This window comes from Parablautia muri (assembly GCF_009917485.1).
In the GTDB taxonomy this organism is placed as follows: Bacteria; Bacillota; Clostridia; order Lachnospirales; family Lachnospiraceae; genus Suilimivivens; species Suilimivivens muri.
Window position 1 is genome coordinate 264,086 of the sequence record NZ_QZDT01000001.1, and the last position, 19,415, is coordinate 283,500.

11 protein-coding genes are annotated in these 19,415 nt (G+C 43.2%); 7 read left to right on the forward strand and 4 right to left on the reverse strand.

Annotation, left to right across the window (positions count from 1 at the left end):
* Nucleotides 1-82: 82 nt before the first annotated feature.
* From ileS to mfd, 7 genes are all read left to right on the forward strand, one after another.
* On the forward strand, nucleotides 83-3,241 hold the full coding sequence (ileS, locus tag D5281_RS01265; RefSeq protein ID WP_160558322.1) for an isoleucine--tRNA ligase: 3,159 nt from the start codon (nucleotides 83-85) through the stop codon (nucleotides 3,239-3,241).
* Between the two features lie 105 nt (nucleotides 3,242-3,346).
* Nucleotides 3,347-3,469 (forward strand): hypothetical protein, encoded by a 123-nt coding sequence (locus D5281_RS25350; RefSeq protein WP_277935105.1) that lies wholly within the window; start codon nucleotides 3,347-3,349, stop codon nucleotides 3,467-3,469.
* Nucleotides 3,429-5,936 (forward strand): glycogen/starch/alpha-glucan phosphorylase, encoded by a 2,508-nt coding sequence (locus tag D5281_RS01270; protein WP_160558323.1) that lies wholly within the window; start codon nucleotides 3,429-3,431, stop codon nucleotides 5,934-5,936. Before D5281_RS25350 ends, D5281_RS01270 begins: the two co-directional genes overlap by 41 nt.
* 211 nt (nucleotides 5,937-6,147) lie before the next feature.
* Nucleotides 6,148-6,903: a tRNA threonylcarbamoyladenosine dehydratase gene (locus D5281_RS01275; protein WP_160558324.1), complete on the forward strand. Its 756-nt coding sequence runs from the start codon at nucleotides 6,148-6,150 to the stop codon at nucleotides 6,901-6,903.
* A gap of 251 nt (nucleotides 6,904-7,154) precedes the next feature.
* Nucleotides 7,155-8,585 carry a type I glutamate--ammonia ligase gene (gene glnA / locus D5281_RS01280; RefSeq protein ID WP_160558475.1) on the forward strand — a complete coding sequence of 477 codons (1,431 nt, stop codon included), beginning with the start codon at nucleotides 7,155-7,157 and terminating at the stop codon, nucleotides 8,583-8,585.
* 260 nt (nucleotides 8,586-8,845) lie between these two features.
* Nucleotides 8,846-9,445, forward strand: coding sequence for an aminoacyl-tRNA hydrolase (pth, locus tag D5281_RS01285; protein WP_160558325.1), 600 nt, complete (start codon nucleotides 8,846-8,848; stop codon nucleotides 9,443-9,445).
* 43 nt (nucleotides 9,446-9,488) lie between these two features.
* Nucleotides 9,489-13,022, forward strand: a complete 3,534-nt coding sequence (mfd, locus tag D5281_RS01290) for a transcription-repair coupling factor (protein ID WP_160558326.1) — start codon at nucleotides 9,489-9,491, stop codon at nucleotides 13,020-13,022.
* A gap of 80 nt (nucleotides 13,023-13,102) precedes the next feature.
* Here the strand turns inward: mfd and D5281_RS01295 are convergent, their stop codons facing one another.
* The 4 genes from D5281_RS01295 to D5281_RS01310 all read right to left on the reverse strand — a co-directional run bounded on the left by D5281_RS01295 (nucleotide 13,103) and on the right by D5281_RS01310 (nucleotide 19,183).
* The gene (locus D5281_RS01295) at nucleotides 13,103-14,233 is read right to left on the reverse strand and encodes a phosphotransferase enzyme family protein (RefSeq protein WP_160558327.1); all 1,131 of its coding nucleotides are present in this window, start codon (nucleotides 14,231-14,233) and stop codon (nucleotides 13,103-13,105) included.
* Nucleotides 14,234-14,351: 118 nt separating this feature from the next.
* Nucleotides 14,352-16,511, reverse strand: coding sequence for a 1,3-beta-galactosyl-N-acetylhexosamine phosphorylase (gene gnpA, locus D5281_RS01300; RefSeq protein WP_160558328.1), 2,160 nt, complete (start codon nucleotides 16,509-16,511; stop codon nucleotides 14,352-14,354).
* Between the two features lie 176 nt (nucleotides 16,512-16,687).
* Nucleotides 16,688-17,740, reverse strand: a complete 1,053-nt coding sequence (locus D5281_RS01305) for an SGNH/GDSL hydrolase family protein (protein ID WP_160558329.1) — start codon at nucleotides 17,738-17,740, stop codon at nucleotides 16,688-16,690.
* Nucleotides 17,741-18,076: 336 nt separating this feature from the next.
* Complete coding sequence (locus tag D5281_RS01310) at nucleotides 18,077-19,183, reverse strand: acyltransferase family protein (protein ID WP_160558330.1); 1,107 nt, start codon at nucleotides 19,181-19,183, stop codon at nucleotides 18,077-18,079.
* Nucleotides 19,184-19,415 lie beyond the last annotated feature (232 nt).

Sequence of the window (19,415 nt, forward strand, 5' to 3'; positions counted from 1 at the left end):
CATGGTAGTTGATTGGTTGACCTGTAAAATGCACATGATGGCGTTTACCCGATTATAAAACTAAGAAGAAAGGAAGAAAGCTATGTATCAAAAAGTGTCTACAGACCTTAATTTTGTAGAACGGGAGAAGAAAATCGAGAAGTTTTGGAAGGAAAACGATATTTTTAAGAAAAGTATGGAAAACAGGGAGGGGTGCCCTACCTACACATTCTATGACGGACCTCCTACCGCAAACGGTACGCCGCATATTGGGCATGTGCTGACCCGTGTCATCAAGGATATGATTCCCAGATACCGTACGATGAAAGGAAATATGGTTCCCAGAAAAGCAGGATGGGATACCCATGGACTTCCGGTGGAGCTGGAAGTGGAGAAGCTGCTTGGACTGGACGGCAAGGAACAGATTGAGGAGTACGGCCTTGACCCTTTTATCAGAAAATGTAAGGAAAGCGTATGGAAATATAAGGGGATGTGGGAGGACTTCTCAGGTACGGTCGGATTCTGGGCGGATATGGATGACCCTTATGTAACGTATCATGATGATTTTATTGAGTCGGAATGGTGGGCCCTTAAGCAGATTTGGGAAAAGGGACTGCTCTATAAAGGATTTAAGATTGTGCCTTATTGCCCCAGATGTGGAACGCCCCTTTCATCCCACGAAGTGGCGCAAGGGTACAAGGCGGTAAAAGAACGTTCGGCGGTAGTCCGCTTCAAGGTGACAGGGGAGGATGCTTATTTTCTGGCATGGACTACAACCCCATGGACGCTGCCTTCTAATGTGGCCCTGTGCGTGAATCCGGAGGAAACTTATGTAAAGGTAAAAGCGACAGACGGTTACACCTATTATATGGCCCAGGCGCTCCTTGATAATGTTTTAGGAAAGCTTGCCGGGGAAGGTGAAAGCGCATACGAAATTTTGGAAACCTACAAAGGAAAGGATTTAGAGTATAAAGAATATGAGCCTTTGTTTGCCTGTGCAGGAGAAGCGGCGGCAAAGCAGAACAAAAAGGGACATTTTGTAACTTGTGACGATTATGTTACCATGACGGATGGTACCGGTATTGTTCATATAGCGCCGGCCTTCGGTGAGGATGACGCTCAGGTAGGGCGCAAGTATGACCTGCCCTTTGTACAGTTTGTTGACAGCAAGGGTAATATGACCCAGGAAACCGCTTATGGGGGCAAATTTGTGAAGGATGCCGATCCTGTTATCTTGGTGGACCTTGACAAGGAAGGTAAATTGTTTGATGCGCCTAAATTTGAGCACGATTATCCTTTCTGCTGGCGATGCGATACCCCGCTGATTTATTATGCAAGAGAGTCCTGGTTTATTAAGATGACGGCAGTGCGGGATGATTTGGTGCGCAATAATAAGACTGTAAACTGGATTCCGGAATCAATCGGTGAGGGACGTTTTGGAAACTGGCTTGAAAATATACAGGATTGGGGTGTTTCCCGTAACCGCTATTGGGGTACCCCTTTAAATATCTGGGAATGTGAAGGCTGCGGATATCAGGATGCCATTGGCTCCAGGGAAGAACTGGAGAAATTAAGCGGCAATCCGGCATCAAGGACGGTGGAGCTGCACAGGCCGTATATTGATGAAATTACCTGCGCCTGCCCGAAATGCGGCAAGATAATGAAGCGTGTGCCGGAGGTAATTGACTGCTGGTTCGACTCAGGGGCCATGCCTTTTGCACAGCACCATTATCCTTTTGAGAACAAGGAACTGTTTGAGTCTCAATTTCCGGCTCAGTTTATTTCCGAAGCAGTGGATCAGACCCGGGGCTGGTTTTATTCTCTGATGGCGGAGTCTACTTTGCTGTTTAACAAGTCTCCTTATGAAAATGTAATTGTTTTAGGCCATATACAGGATGAAAACGGACAAAAGATGAGTAAATCCAAGGGCAATGCCATTGATCCCTTCGAGGCCCTTGCGGCTTATGGAGCGGATGCAATACGCTGGTATTTCTTTATCAACTCAGCGCCGTGGTTGCCCAACAGGTTTCATGGAAAAGCGGTTATGGAAGGACAGCGTAAATTCTTAGGCACGCTTTGGAATACCTACGCATTTTTCATCCTTTATGCCAATATTGATGATTTTGACGCAACGAAATATGGGTTGGAATATGATAAACTTCCGGTTATGGATAAATGGCTTTTGTCAAAATTAAATACGGCAATCAGAGAAGCGGACGGCCATTTGGATAATTACAGGATTCCCGAGGCGGCAAGGGTATTGGATAACTTCGTGGATGAGATGAGTAACTGGTATGTGCGCCGCTGCCGTGAGCGTTTCTGGGCAAAGGGAATGGAGCAGGATAAGGTGAACGCTTATATGACCCTGTACACAGCGCTGGTTGAGATTTGTAAGTGTGCAGCGCCGCTGATTCCTTTTATGACAGAGGAAATCTACCAGAACCTTGTAAGAAGCAATGATAAAAATGCGCCTGAAAGTATTCATTTGTGTGATTATCCGACAGCAAAGGAGGCTATGATAGATAAGGAGCTGGAAGAAAATATGGAAGAAGCGCTGCACATTGTGGTGATGGGACGTGCAGCCCGCAACGCGGCAAGTATGAAAAACCGCCAGCCTATCGGAAAAATGTATGTAAAGGCGGCTCATGTGCTTGATACGTATTTTACGGATATTATCAAGGATGAGCTGAATGTAAAAGAAGTAGTGTTTAAGGAAGATGTCAGTGATCTTACAAGCTACAGCTTCAAGCCCCAGCTAAAGACGGTAGGGCCTAAGTATGGAAAACAGCTTGGCGGTATCAGGGAATATTTGTCTGCAGTGGACGGTACTCAGGCTATGAAGGAGCTTAAGGATAAGGGAGAGCTTAAGTTTGAAGTAAATGGCGTGGAAATTTCCCTTGGAGAGGTAGATCTGCTGATTGATGTGGCACAGAAGGCGGGCCTTGTGACAGAGGCAGATAATCATGTGACGGTTGTGCTTGATACCAATCTTACGCCGGAGCTGATTGAGGAAGGCTTTGTGTATGAAGTTATCAGTAAAATTCAGACCATGCGCAAGGACGCGGGGTTTGAAGTGATGGACCATATCAAGGTGGCGATCAATGGAAATGCAAAGGTTGCAGGGATTGTGGACGCCAACAAAGAGGCGATCTGCGAAAAAGTACTGGCAGATGAGATTCTTGTGGACGGGGAGCTGGCTTCTTTGAAGGAATGGAATGTGAATGGGGAGAAGGTTACCATTGGCGTGGAAATTGTAGCATAAAAATGGTAAAACTTGTGATTTTATGAGATTTGTAGTATAATCTACGAGGGTAATTTTTATTGGCGGGTGATGGATCAGATATAGAAGTTGTGTTAGGGGATATATTTGATGCATGCAACGCCGGTCAATGCCCGGCAGATTGATGCAGGGATTGGCTTGAATCAGGATAAAGTGGAAGGAGAGAGTGATGATCAAAAAGAAGGAGACACCGGCACCAAATGCTTTTGACAAGGAATTGTTTAAAAGAAGCGTACTTTATAATGTAAAGACTTTGTATAGAAAGACCTTGGAGGAAGCTACACCCCAGCAGATTTTTCAGGCTGTGGGCTATGCAATTAAAGACGTGGTAATCGACAACTGGTTAAATACCCAGAAGGAGTATGACAAGCAGGATCCTAAGACGGTGTACTATCTGTCCATGGAGTTTTTGATGGGACGCGCCTTGGGTAATAATATTATTAATTTGCAGGCTTATAAGCCGGTAAAAGAGGCAATGGATGAATTGGGCTTAGACCTGAATGTGATTGAAGACCAGGAACCGGATCCGGCCCTTGGCAACGGAGGTCTGGGACGTCTTGCCTCCTGCTTTTTGGATTCCCTGTCAACGCTTGGATATGCGGCTTATGGCTGCGGTATCCGGTATCGCTATGGTATGTTTAAGCAGGAAATCAGGGACGGGTATCAGGTAGAGGTACCGGATAACTGGTTGGATGATGGTAATCCTTTTGAACTTAGAAGACCTGAATATGCCAAAGAGGTTAAATTTGGCGGCTATGTAAATGTGCGTATTGATGAAAATGGAAGAAGCAATTTTGTGCAGGAAGGCTACCAAAGCGTAAAGGCAATTCCGTATGACCTTCCGATTGTCGGTTATGGCAATGGCATTGTAAATACCCTTCGTATCTGGGATGCAGAGGCGATAGAGTGTTTCCATCTGGATTCTTTTGACAAGGGAGATTATCGAAAGGCCGTAGAACAGGAAAATCTGGCAAGGAATATTGTGGAGGTGCTTTACCCTAATGATAATCATTATGCGGGCAAGGAGCTGCGCCTGAAACAGCAGTACTTCTTTATCTCAGCTTCTGTGCAGGAGGCAATTGCCAAATATATGAGAAAGCATGATGATATAAAGAAATTCTATGAAAAGGTTACCTTCCAGCTCAATGATACGCATCCGACTGTGGCGGTGGCGGAACTTATGAGGATTCTTATGGATGAATATTATCTCACATGGGATGAGGCATGGGATGTGACCACTAAGACATGCGCGTACACCAATCATACGATTATGGCGGAAGCTTTAGAGAAATGGCCTATTGAATTGTTCTCAAGACTGCTGCCCAGAATTTATCAGATTATTGAAGAAATCAACAGGAGATTTATTATAAAGATACAGGAAATGTATCCCGGCAATCAGGAAAAGATACGTAAAATGGCAATTATCTATGACGGACAGGTCAAGATGGCCCATCTTGCAATTGCAGCAGGCTTTTCCGTAAACGGGGTGGCCAGACTTCACACGGAAATCTTAAAGAATCAGGAGCTTAAAGATTTCTATGAGATGATGCCGGAGAAGTTCAATAATAAGACAAATGGTATTACCCAGAGGCGTTTCCTGCTTCATGGAAATCCCCTTCTTGCAGATTGGGTAACGGCCCATGTGGGAAGTGACTGGATCACGGACCTTTCTAAAATCAATAAGCTGAAGATTTATGCAGATGATGAAAAGTGCCAGCAGGAATTTATGAATATCAAGTATCAGAACAAGGTGCGTCTGGCCCAGTATATTTTAGAGCATAACGGAATCGAAGTAGACCCCCGTTCCATCTTTGATGTGCAGGTTAAGAGATTGCATGAATATAAGCGTCAGCTGCTTAATATTCTTCATGTTATGTATTTATATAACCAGCTTAAGGATCATCCGGAGATGGAATTTTATCCCAGGACTTTTATCTTTGGCGCCAAGGCGGCAGCGGGATATTATAATGCTAAAATGACCATCAAGCTGATCAATTCCGTGGCGGATGTGGTAAATAACGACCCGGTGGTCAAGGGAAGAATCAAGGTGGTATTTATTGAAAACTACAGGGTATCCAATGCGGAGCTTATTTTTGCGGCGGCAGATGTATCAGAGCAGATTTCTACCGCAAGTAAAGAGGCATCCGGTACCGGCAACATGAAATTTATGTTAAATGGGGCCCTGACCATCGGAACCATGGATGGTGCAAATGTAGAGATTGTAGAGGAAGTAGGCGAAGAAAATGCGTTTATTTTCGGACTTACCTCAGATGAGGTTATTCATTATGAGAACAACGGAGGATATGATCCTACGGAAATTTTTAATAATGACCCTGACGTAAGAAGAGTTTTGATGCAGCTGATCAACGGAACCTTTGCGCCGAATGATCCCGACAGGTTCAGAACCCTTTACAATTCCCTTCTTAATACAATCAGTACCAACAAGGCTGATATGTACTTTATCTTAAAAGACTTTAAGGCCTATGCTGAAGCCCAGAAGAAGGTAGAGCAGGCATACCGCGATGAAAAGGGATGGGCAAGGAGCGCCATCTTGAATGTTGCATGCAGCGGAAAGTTCACTTCCGACAGAACGATTCAGGAATATGTGGATGAAGTATGGCATTTGGACAAGGTGGTATTACCTAAAAAAGTGGCGGATAAAGAAAAAAACAATTAACTTCAAGCGGGAATAAGATAGGCGAAGATTTATAGTTTGCCGGATATTTTTGGTATAAAAAGGACAGTGACATGCGGCGGAGCAATCTGCCGCATGTTGTCGTTAACATAAGGGTTCAGACAATTTGATGTGATTGTTAAAACTGTAATGACGTTATCCATGGACTAAAGGACGCTGATTTGTATTATGTATGTTTTGGAAAGGAAGCGAAATGAGGGAACAATTTATACGAACGGAACTGCTTTTTGGCGCCGAGGCTATGAAGAAGCTATCCGGCGCCAGAGTGGCAGTTTTTGGTCTGGGAGGTGTGGGGAGCTATACGCTAGAAGCTCTGGTGCGCAGCGGTGTGGGTACGGTAGATATTATCGATGATGATAAGGTGTGTCTATCCAACTTAAACCGACAATTAATTGCCACTACCACTACCATAGGAATGTATAAGGTGGATGCAGCCTGCCAGCGGGTGAAAGAGATTAACCCGCAGGTGGTGGTTCATAAATATAAAACCTTTTACCTGCCTGAGACGGCTTGTCAGTTTGATTTTACGCAGTATGACTATATTGTGGACGCAATAGATACTGTGACAGGGAAACTTGAGCTTGTGATACAGGCAAAAAAAGCGGGAACGCCTATTATCAGTTCCATGGGTGCGGGGAATAAAATCGACCCCACAGCCTTTGAAGTGGCAGATATTTATAAAACCAGCGTGTGTCCTTTAGCAAAAGTAATGCGGCGGGAATTGAAAAAGAGAGGGATAAAGAGTCTTAAGGTAGTCTATTCCAAAGAGCCTGCCCTTGTGCCGCTAGAGGGTATAGTCGGCAATGGTGACGGAGATGAAGCTCTTTGTGAAAATGCGCACAGGCACACAAAGAAGCGGCAGACGCCTGGAAGTAATGCATTCGTTCCTTCAGTGGCAGGGCTTATTATGGCAGGGGAAGTTATTAAGGATTTGGCTGCAATGCCATAGCTCTTTTCGGAGGTCAGCCGGAAGTATTGCTTAGGCGTAACAATTCAGCCAGATTTTGATTTCTTGACAGGTTGCGGAGGCAGTCGGTGGTATGTTATACTTTTGTACGAAGAAAACTGTCAGGTGGAGCTGGCAGGTTTGGAAGTAAACTTCTAAACTCTTTATTGGTGGCAGTACTGCAGGCAGTAGAGCTGCTGACTTTTAGGAAATGGGAGTATTCAAAGCAAATGCAGGAAAGAAAGGGAGAGGATATGAACAGAAGTGAAGAAATCAGAAAGATATGTGAAGAAAAGAAGATTCGCATGATTGATTTCAAAATGACAGACATTGACGGACGCTGGCGTCACATTACGATACCGGTGGAGCGGTTTCATGAAAATGTGTTTGTTTATGGAATTGGTTTTGATGGGTCTAACTATGGATATGCGCCGGTTGAGAAAAGCGATATGGTATTTTTGCCGGATCCGGATACCATGTATGTAGACCCTTTTGCACAGGTTCCTACATTAACTATGTGCGGCAACGTGTGCGTGATTGGGAAGGGGGAAAACCAGCCTTTTGACCAGTATCCTAAGAATGTGAGCCTTCGGGCTGTGGAATATATGAAAGAGAGCGGTATTGCGGACCAAATGGTGATTGGACCGGAATTTGAGTTTTATCTGTTTGACAGCGCGCGCTATGAAGTATCGCCCAAGCAGTGCGCTTATCAAATTGACACAAGACAGGCGGCATGGAACTGCCGTCTTGATACGGAGGGCAACAATGGTTATGAAGTACCTCATAAGGGCGGATACCATATTGCAGCGCCTGAGGATGTAGGCTATGATCTGCGCAGCCGGATGTGTATGGAAATGGAAAACTGGGGAATCAAAGTAAAATACCACCATCATGAGGTGGGAGGCCCAGGCCAGATGGAAATTGAAGTGGAGCTTGCGGATATGCCGCAAATGGCGGACAACACAATGATTACCAAGTATATTATCAAAAATATGGCAGCTAAGGAGGGAAAAACAGCAACTTTTCTTCCCAAGCCTATTTACCAGGAGGCAGGAAGCGGCCTGCATGTGCATATGCTCCTGCTGAAAGACGGAAAGCCTCTTTTCTATGATGAAAAAGGTTATTCCGGTTTAAGTAAGACTGCTCATTATTTTATTGGAGGATTACTGTCCCATATTGCGTCCTTGTGTGCTTTTACGAATCCTTCTACGAATTCCTTTAAACGTCTGGTTCCGGGTTATGAAGCGCCTGTGACTATCGGCTATGCAACCTCTAACCGCAGCGCGGTTATCAGGATTCCTGCTTATGCGAAATCTCCTGAGACGAAACGTTTTGAGCTGCGCAATCCGGATGCAACTGCCAATCCTTACTATGCTTATGCGGCAATTTTAATGGCAGGATTAGACGGCATCAAGAAGCAGATTGACCCTGCTGCAAATGGCTGGGGACCCTATGATTTTAATCTTTATACCTTGTCTAAAGAGGAGCAGAAGAAAATTAAAGGGCTGCCCAAGTCTCTTGAGGAAGCTTTGGATGCCTTGGAGGCAGATCATGATTATCTGATAGAGGGCGGTGTATTTCCACAAAGGCTGATTGAGGTATGGATTGAGCGTAAGAGAGCGGAGGCAAAGAGGGCCGGAGAAATTCCTACTCCGGCGGAATTTATGATGTATTATGATCTGTAAATTAAAGGTGTATAATTGAAATGACTATTTGTAAGATTTGGGCCAGGAATTCGAAAGAAGTTTCTGGCCTTATCTTTTCATCTTAAGCGCCGCTATCAGGCGGCATTTTTATATGAGGTAAGAGGTGACTTGTTTTTTGGCTTTGCAATATGTTATGATGGCAGGGTAGCATTTTGAGAAAGAAAGGCAATGGTAATACAATAACATTGATTGCCGGGTAATATCACTAGCGCGATCTGCGATATGCAGGAGGTTAAATAATGTTTATAATAGCAGGACTTGGAAACCCGAAAAAGGAATATGATAATACCAGACACAATATTGGTTTTGAAGTGATAGATGTTTTAGCGGATAAGTATAATATTTCTGTAATGGACATTAAAAATAAAGCCATGACCGGAAAAGGAATCATTAACGGGCAGAAGGTAATACTGGTTAAGCCCCTTACATTTATGAATTTAAGCGGTGAGAGCATTCGGCCATTAGCCGATTACTATAAGATAGATTATGAGACGGAACTGATTATTATTTCGGATGACATTAATTTGCCGCCAGGGCAGATAAGGATAAGGAAAAAAGGAAGCGCCGGAGGGCATAATGGACTCAAAAACATTATTCAAAATCTAGGCAGTAGCGATTTCAGAAGAATACGTGTTGGCGTGGGGGAAAAGCCTAAGGAGTACGATTTGGCAGACTATGTGTTGGGACATTTTTCTAAAGAGGAGAGGACTGTTATGAAAGAGGGAGTAGAGAAAGCGGTAAAGGCGGCGGAAATGATGTTGAAGGGAGAGACCGATCAGGCGATGAACGAATTTAACCGAAAGGTTGCGATAGATGATAATAAAAAGGGTTTAGCATAAATTTACAGTTATTGATATATGTAAGAGTGGAAAGGGAAAATTCATGAGAGTATTAACGGCGCCCTTGGAGGAGCTGGGAGAATTTGTGGAAATAAAAGACAGGCTGCAAAAAAAGACGGGCTGTGTATCCTTAACGGGCTGTGTGGAATCTCAAAAACTTCATATGGTATACGGACTGGGCGATGGGTTTAAAAACAAGCTCATTGTTACTTTTAGCGATTTGCGGGTGAAGGATCTGATGGAAGACTATCGCTTTTATGATAGAAATGTACTTGCATATCCGGCAAAAGATTTGATTTTTTATCAGGCGGATATCCACGGCAATCAGCTTATGACGGAGCGGATTAAGTGTCTTAGACGTATGCTGGAGGGAAAGCCCGTTACAGTGATTACTACCTTTAGCAGTTTAATGGCGCCCCAGATTCCCATAGATGAATGGAAACGGCACCTGCTTTCCATTCATGGGAAAAGTTCCATGGATGAAAAGAAGCTGGCAGCACGCCTTGTTGAGATGGGGTATGAGAAAAATTATCAGGTGGAGGCGCCAGGACAGTTTAGTATAAGAGGCGGCATTGTAGATATTTTTGATTTGACAGAGGAAAACCCTTATCGAATCGAGCTGTGGGGAGATGAGGTGGAGTCTATCCGCAGCTTTGATGTTTTGAGCCAGAGATCCATAGAGAAGCTTTCCGGTATTACGGTTTATCCGGCAGGGGAAATGCTTCTTTCCGGCGACCGATTAAAAAAGGGTATGGAAAAAATAGAAAAAGAAGGGAAGAACTTTGCAGGAAAACTGAGGGAGGAATTCCATACAGAGGAAGCCTATAGGGTGGAGAGCCAAATAAAAGAGCTAAAGGAACAGGTTTATGAATTTCAAAATCTGATGAATTTAGACGCTTATGTACATTATTTTTATGAGAATACCGTTTCCTTTTTAGAGTTGTTTGACAGGCTTAAGACCTGTGTTTTTGTGGATGAGCCTGCAAGGGTCAGGGAGCATGCGGATGCAGTGGAATTAGAGTTTCGCGAAAGTATGATGCACCGTGTGGAGAAGGGATATATTCTTCCTGGGCAGATGAAACTCTTATATGGTGCGGATGAGGTGGCGGCAAAGCTGCAGCAGGGACATGTTGCAGCGCTAGCCTCGCTGGATATGAAAACTTCTCTATTGAAAGCAGAGCGAAAGGCGGATATTTCTGTCAAAAGTATTTCTTCTTATAATAACAGTTTTGAAGCTCTGGTACAGGATTTAAGGCGTTACAAAAAGAATGGGTACAAAATCTTGCTTTTATCCGGTTCTAGGACAAGAGCCGAGCGGCTTGCCAAGGATTTACAGGAGGAGGAAATCAGCGCCTTTTATACGGAGGATCCGGACAGGGAGCTTAAGCCAGGAGAACTTATGACTTTTTATGGCAGAGTGATGAAGGGGTTTGAATATCCACTGCTTAAATTTGTGGTCATTTCGGAAAGTGATATTTTCGGCGCGGAGAAGAAGAAGAAAAAGAGAAAGAAGGTTTATGAAGGACAAAAAATTCATGATTTTAATGAACTTAAGGTGGGAGATTATGTAGTGCATGAAAATCATGGATTGGGTATTTATAAAGGTATTGAGAAGGTAGAGGTTGAGAAAGTTGTAAAGGATTATATTAAGATTGAATACCGTGATGGGGGAAACCTTTATGTGCTGGCAACGGGGCTGGACGTGATTCAAAAATATGCCTCAGCAGATGCAAGGCGTCCTAAGCTAAATAAGCTGGGCACTTTAGAATGGAGCCGTACCAAAAGCAAGGTCCGGGAGGCTGCCGGAGAGGTGGCACGGGATTTGGTGGAGCTCTATGCCGCCCGGCAGCAGCAGAACGGATTCCAGTTTGGAAAAGATACGGTATGGCAGCGGGAATTTGAGGAGCTGTTTCCCTTTGAGGAGACAGAGGACCAGATTGCGGCTATTGAAGCAACCAAAAAAGATATGGAGAGCAATAAAATTATGGACCGCCTGATTTGTGGGGATGTGGGCTATGGCAAAACAGAGATTGCCATACGGGCCGCTTTTAAAGCAATTCAGGAGGGAAAGCAGGTGGTTTATCTGGTGCCAACCACAATTCTTGCCCAGCAGCATTACAGTACCTTTCTTCAAAGGATGAAAGATTTTCCTGTCCGTGTAGACCTGCTCTCAAGGTTTCGGACCAGCGCTGAGCAAAAAAAGACGGTGGAGGACTTAAGAAAAGGGCTGGTGGACATAGTAATCGGTACCCACAGGGTTTTATCAGCGGATGTAGTTTATAAGGATTTAGGGTTGCTCATCATTGATGAGGAACAGCGGTTTGGCGTTATCCACAAAGAAAAGATTAAAAAGATGAAAGAGAATGTGGATGTACTGACGCTGACGGCAACTCCTATTCCCAGAACCCTCCATATGAGTCTTGTGGGTATCCGTGATATGAGTGTATTGGAGGAGGCACCTGGGGATAGGGTTCCGATTCAAACTTATGTGATGGAATACAATGAGGAGATGGTCAGGGAGGCCATAGTCCGGGAACTGTCCCGAAATGGTCAGGTGTATTATGTTTACAACAGAGTCAATCATATTGCGGATATAGCAGCATCTATCCAGCAGCTTGTGCCGGAGGCGGTGGTGGCCTTTGCCCATGGGCAGATGAAGGAGCGGGAGCTGGAGAGGATTATGTATGATTTTATCAATGGAGAGATTGACGTGCTGGTGTCCACTACGATTATAGAAACCGGTCTGGATATCTCCAACGTAAACACCATGATTATCCATGATTCCGATACAATGGGACTTTCCCAGCTGTATCAGCTCAGGGGAAGGGTAGGGCGAAGCAATCGCACGGCTTATGCCTTTCTGATGTATAAAAGGGATAAAATGTTAAAGGAGATAGCGGAAAAAAGATTATCCGCTATTAAAGAGTTTACGGATTTGGGAAGTGGATTTAAAATTGCCATGCGGGATCTGGAAATCCGCGGTGCAGGCAATCTGCTAGGGGCTAAGCAACATGGACATATGCAGGCTGTGGGATATGATTTATACTGTAAAATGTTAAATGAGTCGGTAAAAAGCCTCAAAGGTATCTCCATGGCGGAGGATTTTAACACTACCGTGGACATGGATGTGGATGCCTTTATTCCGCCTGCCTATATTGTAAACGAGGTGCAGAAGCTGGATATTTATAAGCGGATTGCAGGAATTGAAAACAGAAATGAACGTGATGATATGCGGGAGGAACTGCTGGATCGATTTGGCGAGATTCCGGCCCCTGTAGAAAATCTTCTGCGGATTGCTATGATAAGGGTAAATGCCCATAAGCTCTATATGACGGAGGTTAAGGGAAAGAACGGTGAGATTCAGTTTACTTTGAAAGCGGATGCAGACATAGTTCCCGAAGGAATACCGAAAGTGCTAAAACGGCATGAAAAGTTATCTTTTAGTGCAAAGGGAACGCCCTTTTTTCTGTTCCGTTATAAGAAATGCGGCATGGTGGAACGGGATGCACAGATGCTCTTAAGCTTTACGGAGGATTTGCTTTTTTCCATGGAGAAGGATCTGTTATTGCCTGAATAAAGAATCAGGTAATTGTGAATTGATAAACCAGTTGGATCGGTTTCACAATTACCTGTTGGCTTATAAATCATTTAAGGCTGTCATTGATAAAGGGCGTCCTGTTTTTGGACAATTTCATTCAGTTTTGCCCACTTTTTTTCCATATCCGCGACCAGTTTAAACTGCGTCCTGGCCCGTTCTAGATTATGGTTTTCCCTGTGGATTTTGAAATAAACATCCCCTTCCAGGTAATCGGCCAAAAACCGTATGCCACACTCAAAGGTCATCAATTTAGCGCCCATGGGGAGCATTTCAATTTCTTTTTTTGTCAGGCTGCCGGCGCACCCCTTTAGAAAACCGTTGACAAAAGCTTCGAATAAAGACAGGTCAATTTCGATTTTGTCTAAGTCTGTTTCATCCTCTGCCCCGGTGCTGGCGCCAAAGCGGATGGAATCTCCGAAGTCATAGAGGGAAAGACCGGGCATGACCGTATCCAAATCAATGATGCACAGAGCTTTTTTTGTATCCTTGTCAAACAGGATATTGTTCAGCTTGGTATCATTGTGGGTTACTCTAAGAGGCAGCATCCCATTTTCCAAAAGCTCTGTCAGGATAGAAATATCTGCCTCCCGTGCAAGGGCAAAGGCAATCTCGGGCTTTGCATAAGCACATCTTCCAAGAGCGTCTTTTTCCACTGCTTTTTTAAAATCAAGAAAGCGGGAAGGCGTATTGTGGAAATTGGGAATCGTCTCATGGAGCGTATGGGCGGGATAGTCCGCCAACATTTTCTGAAAATTGCCAAATGCCACAGCACTGTCATAAAAATCCTTTGTGCTTTCCACCTTCTCAAGGCAGAGCGTGTTTTCTATAAACAGGAACATCCTCCAGCAATTCTGATGCTCATCCTCATAATAGCTGGCGCCATTTTTTGTTTTCACCACATTTAAGGTTTCCCTGTCGGGATTACCGCCCTGTGAGGCTATAAGTTTTCTCAGGTATTCGGTGACATTTACCATATTTTCCATGAGAAGCTTTGGCTGCTTAAAGACAGAACGGTTCATCCTTTGGAGGATATAGTGTTTTTTTTGCCCGCCGGATAGCGCATAGGTAAGCAAAAAGGTATCGTTAATATGACCGTTTCCATAAGGCTTTTTTTCTATAAGGCTGCCGCCTAGCGCAAACTGTGCAATTGCTTTATTTATTTTATCATAAACAGTATTTTTATTATCCATAGATAACCTCCATTCTTACGATGTTTGCGGATTGGGGCTTAATTTAATTAAAAATTTTATCCATCGCTTCTTACGTGGCAAATCATGCACAAATTTGGACGCCAGCGGTTTCAGGGACTTATAAGTTTTCCCAGCGCATTTCCATGGGCGCCAAATCAAGCTGCTTTTTCAGCTGGCCGTTTACATAAAGAACGGTCTTTTTTGGCTCTTTGGAGTTATTAATAACCGCAATTTTTCCGGTTTTCTCGAAGACTACCAGCTCGGTGTCAACATTCGTAACATAGTATTTTTTCATTTCCCCTTCCTGGTGGGCGGCATAATAAATAGCGCGCAGCAGGATGCGGCAGTTTTGAGGAGAATAAGGGAGGCCTGAAAAATAAACGCTTCTTCCTTTTCCGTAAGCATTGACCACCAGACGGCTATATTTTCCGTCCATGTTTAAAATCTGATAATTTTCACCCTGAGCGTAAATACGGCTCTTGCCTTCCCCAAAATCTATTTCCCCGGGGGTATCCTCTAAAATAAAGTGATTGCTGTTTAATTCATTATATTTATCAGTGCTCATGGAAAAGCCAAGCTCTCTGTCCACACCCAGCACATCGCTGAGCTGGAAAAAGCGTCCCTGATACTGGCAGGCGCTGGGCTCGCCTACGCCGATAAAACCGCCGCCCTGGTCCACAAACCTGCGGATGGCACAAACAACTCTTTCATCTTGCCAATTCTCAGCGCCGCTCCAGGAGGTATAAGCATCACCGGCGTTGATGATTACCTTGATATCAGGATCAAGGCCTTCCCGCACCTGGTCAAAGGTGATAAATTCCACATCCACAGGCATTCCGCTAAGGCACTCAATAACGCCCACATAAGAATAAATTTCCCGGTACCAGAGGGCATGGTGAACCTGGTTCGCCATCCATCTGCGCAGATTGCCCCAACAGTTTAAAATGCCTACCTTAAAAGGAGCAGTGTAGGCTTTTGTATCCTGCATATTTGCATGAATCTCACGGAATTCATTTACAACCTTTTGTACTTGCTCGATAAAACTTGGCCATTCGGCCGCAAGCTTCAAATATCCACCGTAACCGATTCGGTCTAAAGGAGAGCGCAAAATAGCGCGCCTTGCCTTCATCCAGTTATCCTGGGCCCCCCCAATAGGATCGCCCCCTTCGGTGAAAACATCAGGGAAAAAGTAGGGCAAAAGCCTTCCTTCTGTGTATTTCACCCCTTTTATATCAGAAATCATGCGCAAAGTAACACCATCTCCAACAGAGCCAACTACAGCATCCAGCCCAATATTTGCAAAATATTTTCCAAAGGGCTCCGTTCCAATCCAATGATCTCCCAAAAACATCATGGCTTCCTTGCCGTAGCTGTGGACGATGTCTACCAGCTCCTTTGCAAGCTTGCTTACTTCAATTTGCTGAAACTCAATAAAATCCAGAAATTCTTTGGATGGAACTCTGAAAATAGAGTTGTGGTAGCCCTGATCGACAATAAATTCAGGACGGAATTTATAGCCCGCCCATTTTTCAAATTGTTCTAAAATATAAGGGCTGACGCTGGCGCTGTAACCAAACCATTCCACAAATTTTTCACGCTTTTTGTCATCAAAGGTCAGTGTAAACTGGTGAAAAAAAGTAGTAAAACGGACCACATCCACTTTAGGATTTTCCTCGCACCATTTTTTTAGTTTCTCTTTTACATAAGCCTGGGTTTTGGGCTGCCTTACGTCATAAGTAAGCTGATGTGGTGCATCCTTCCAGTCGTTGGTAATGAAGTTATACATATGCACCGGATCCCAGATAAGGAAAGCAAGGAAACTAACCGTATACTGATGATAAGGAATTGTTTCAATGACAACCTCCCCGGAGGCTTCATCATATTCCCACTGATCCGCAGGAACAATTTCACCCGTAGTCCTGTCTATTACTTCCCACCAGCGTTTCGGAGAATCAATGGTATTCACCTTAAGCTGCTGTGTATGAAAGCCCTTCATAAGTTCAATCCGCAGTTGGGTGTCTTTTGCAGTAATCCGGTCGCTGATTAAGTATTCCTGTTGAATTTCCTCCGGGTTTTTCATGGCCCAGTCATTGTCTTTTCGCGTTGTGTAATAGGTGGCATATATCTTGGCATTCTGGTCAAGAAGCTCCTGCGGCATTAAGGTTCCGTCACAATCCCTCAAAGCATCCGCCCCCAACAGTTCCTTTAAACGTATGGTTTCATCAATCATGTCCAAATCAGTGGGAAGCGTCAGCCTCCCCGTAGTTTCTAAATGCATTGTAACCCTCCATTCTTGCTGATGCCTTTGCTTGCTCCATTTTATCTTAAGTATATCTTAATCTTTGCCATAAGGCTATAACGAAACAAAAAAATCTTAAAAAGAGGAGACAATGATGGATACCATTCCTTGTCTCCTCTTTTTAAGATAAGCCCCAATTTTAAAGAAAGCCCTCTTTAATTATTTTTTGTCTTATCATAATCAAGTATCATTTTGGCAAGTGCATCTGCGTACAGCTGCCTGCCGGAATCTGACAGATGGACACCATCTTCCAGATATTCATCGGCCGTGTAGCCGTCAATTCCTAAATCTTCATAAGCATTAAAAAACAGGGCGTTTTGTGATTTTGCCACGTACTGGCAAATACCTGCATAGTTAAAGAGTGTTCCCTGCCCATTGTTGACACTGTTTCCATCTCCAATCATCCAGGTTCCATCAAAAAAACGGGCATATGCTGGTGAGCAGAGAATTATCGTGGCATCAGGTGCCACCGCCTTCAAAGTCATAGCCGCATATCTTAGCGCTCCGGCATAAGTTTTTAAATTAAACACTTCCCCTTCACTGTCTAATGGAACGGAGCTGAAAAAATCATTGGTTCCATATTCAACAATAAAATAATCTGTGTTTGTGAAATCAACGTTGGGATTATCTAATATCTTTTTTACCTCATCGTTGACAAAAATATCCGTAGGTATTTCTCGGGCGATAGCTTTAACTACCCCAACAAGGCTTCTTGAGGCCCATTCCTCGGTGCCAAGAGGGTCATCAGCGTCAACTGCAGCACATGTTCCCCCGATGGCTAAATTATACACATCAGCTTCACATTGGACTGCCGTGCGATAGGGAATTCCTGTTCCATCCCGATACGTGTCAAAAATACTGTCTCCTAGAAACACCAGCTGCAGGTTATTACCCTGAGGTTCAACCGGGTCTTCGTGGGTGACGACCTGTTCCTGTGCCGGCTCTGTTATCAGACTCATGTCAGGCGTTAAATTTTCAGGTGGGGCAGTTTGCTTAGGTGTATTCATTGGTTCAGGCGTCTGGGTTGTCTTTGGCGTTGATTTTTCCTTTTCCAGAACCTCGCCTGTTTCCGTTAAAATAACGTTATCAGATGATAATTGTTCATCTTTACTATCTTCAGCTTTTACAGCACATCCGGACAGTGTCAAAACCAAAAGTGATACTGCTCCTAATAAGCTTGTTATTTTTAATAATTTTTTATTTCTCATACGAATCCTCCATTCTTGCAGGCTATCCGCGAATTATATGTATACGAAGTACACTATGCGCTCATATTTTCAGCAGCCTGCAGATTTCAGTGCCAGCTCAGACTTTATAGAATTTCTAAATGCTTAGCATAGGATAACATATTATGCGGACAAATACACTTTTATAGACACATCTTAATTCTTTTTATGTTAACCTTAAAGAATTCTTAATATTATCTGGCTAATACTATTTTATTCCGTATTATTATAAATATTCGTCAGGTTTTCTTTAACGGTTTTTCTTTTTTGCTCCTTACAAATATATAAGTAAAAACTGCTTAATGTAAATAAATAGACTTAACTCCATAAATTTTTGCAATATCTATCTTCTGCTGCGCCAATAAACTTTTGGAGCTTGAGGGCTTTAAAAATACCAGACCGAATCAAATCAATAAAAGAGCAGGATATAAAAATGAGTGCCGCAATCAATAGTGTAGTGAGAATTCCCAGCAGAACAGGGAGCTTAGCCTGAAAAGAAAACCTTCCTTTTATCAGATAATTCCAAACAAAAGGATTGGCATGTATCAAATAAACACTGAATGCCGCAGGAGAAAAACATTGAATTATTTTTGTTACTGTATGTCCAATATGGATTCGCTCAAAGGTTATTAATAAAAAGACACCGGACATGAGCATCGTAATTGATGTATTGTTAAATAAATAATTTTGATCTATAAAGTTCAAAAATGCAAGGCTTTGAGATTCTATTATGAATTTAGACAGCCACGTTAAGGCAGTTACGGTAATATAACCCAGAAACATTGTGAGGGCGTTGCTTTTCTGAAATAATCCATATTTTCTGATATAACTGCCAATGATATATAATATAATCAGCCACCATGCATTTGATGATGTCCCGAATACATCTTTATGAAACAATGTTGGCCAAAACGAAAATACAGATATGAGTGTAATCGTGACTGCCCGGTGTTGATTTTTCGTCATTTTGCTGATGGCCATATTAAGGATGGGTATAAAGAAAAACAGGGCAAAATATGCGGTAAAGTACCAGTAATAGCCGCGAGTTATGGGAAATACTGCTTTTATCCAGTCTTTCAGTAAGACCGCATCAGGAATCAATATGGAAAAGAGTAAGGTAATAGACAAAGTATAAAATACAACTCTTAACCATAACATGACAATATTTTGATATTTATATTTTGCATATATACCGACATATCCTGAAATAAGAGCATAACAATTCACTGAGCAGTAAGCAGCAATTTCCAAAAACCATGCAGCTTCGTATTGGATGGACCTTGGCTCTGCTGCTGCCAGTACGCCGCCCGGCCCTAATATATGTGCTACCACCACCATGAACATAGAAAGTATCCGCAAGGCATCTATACCATAATTGTGTTCAAGCATTCCCTTGTTTAAATCAATATTATTTTCATTTGTCATAATAATCCTCCGTATTTTGTATGATGCAGAGATTTTGGCGAAAGGGCAGATTTCCTGTATGTAAACACTGGTTTTCCATGACAGATGAGGCCCCAATTTGCGCTTTCTTTCTATTCTATCATGGAAAGAGAATATGAACAAATGTTTTGTGGTTTTTGTATTTTGCGCTAGAAAAATACCTATATCCAAAATCAATGAAATAGTGTAAAATAAAAAACATAGCAATTTTACG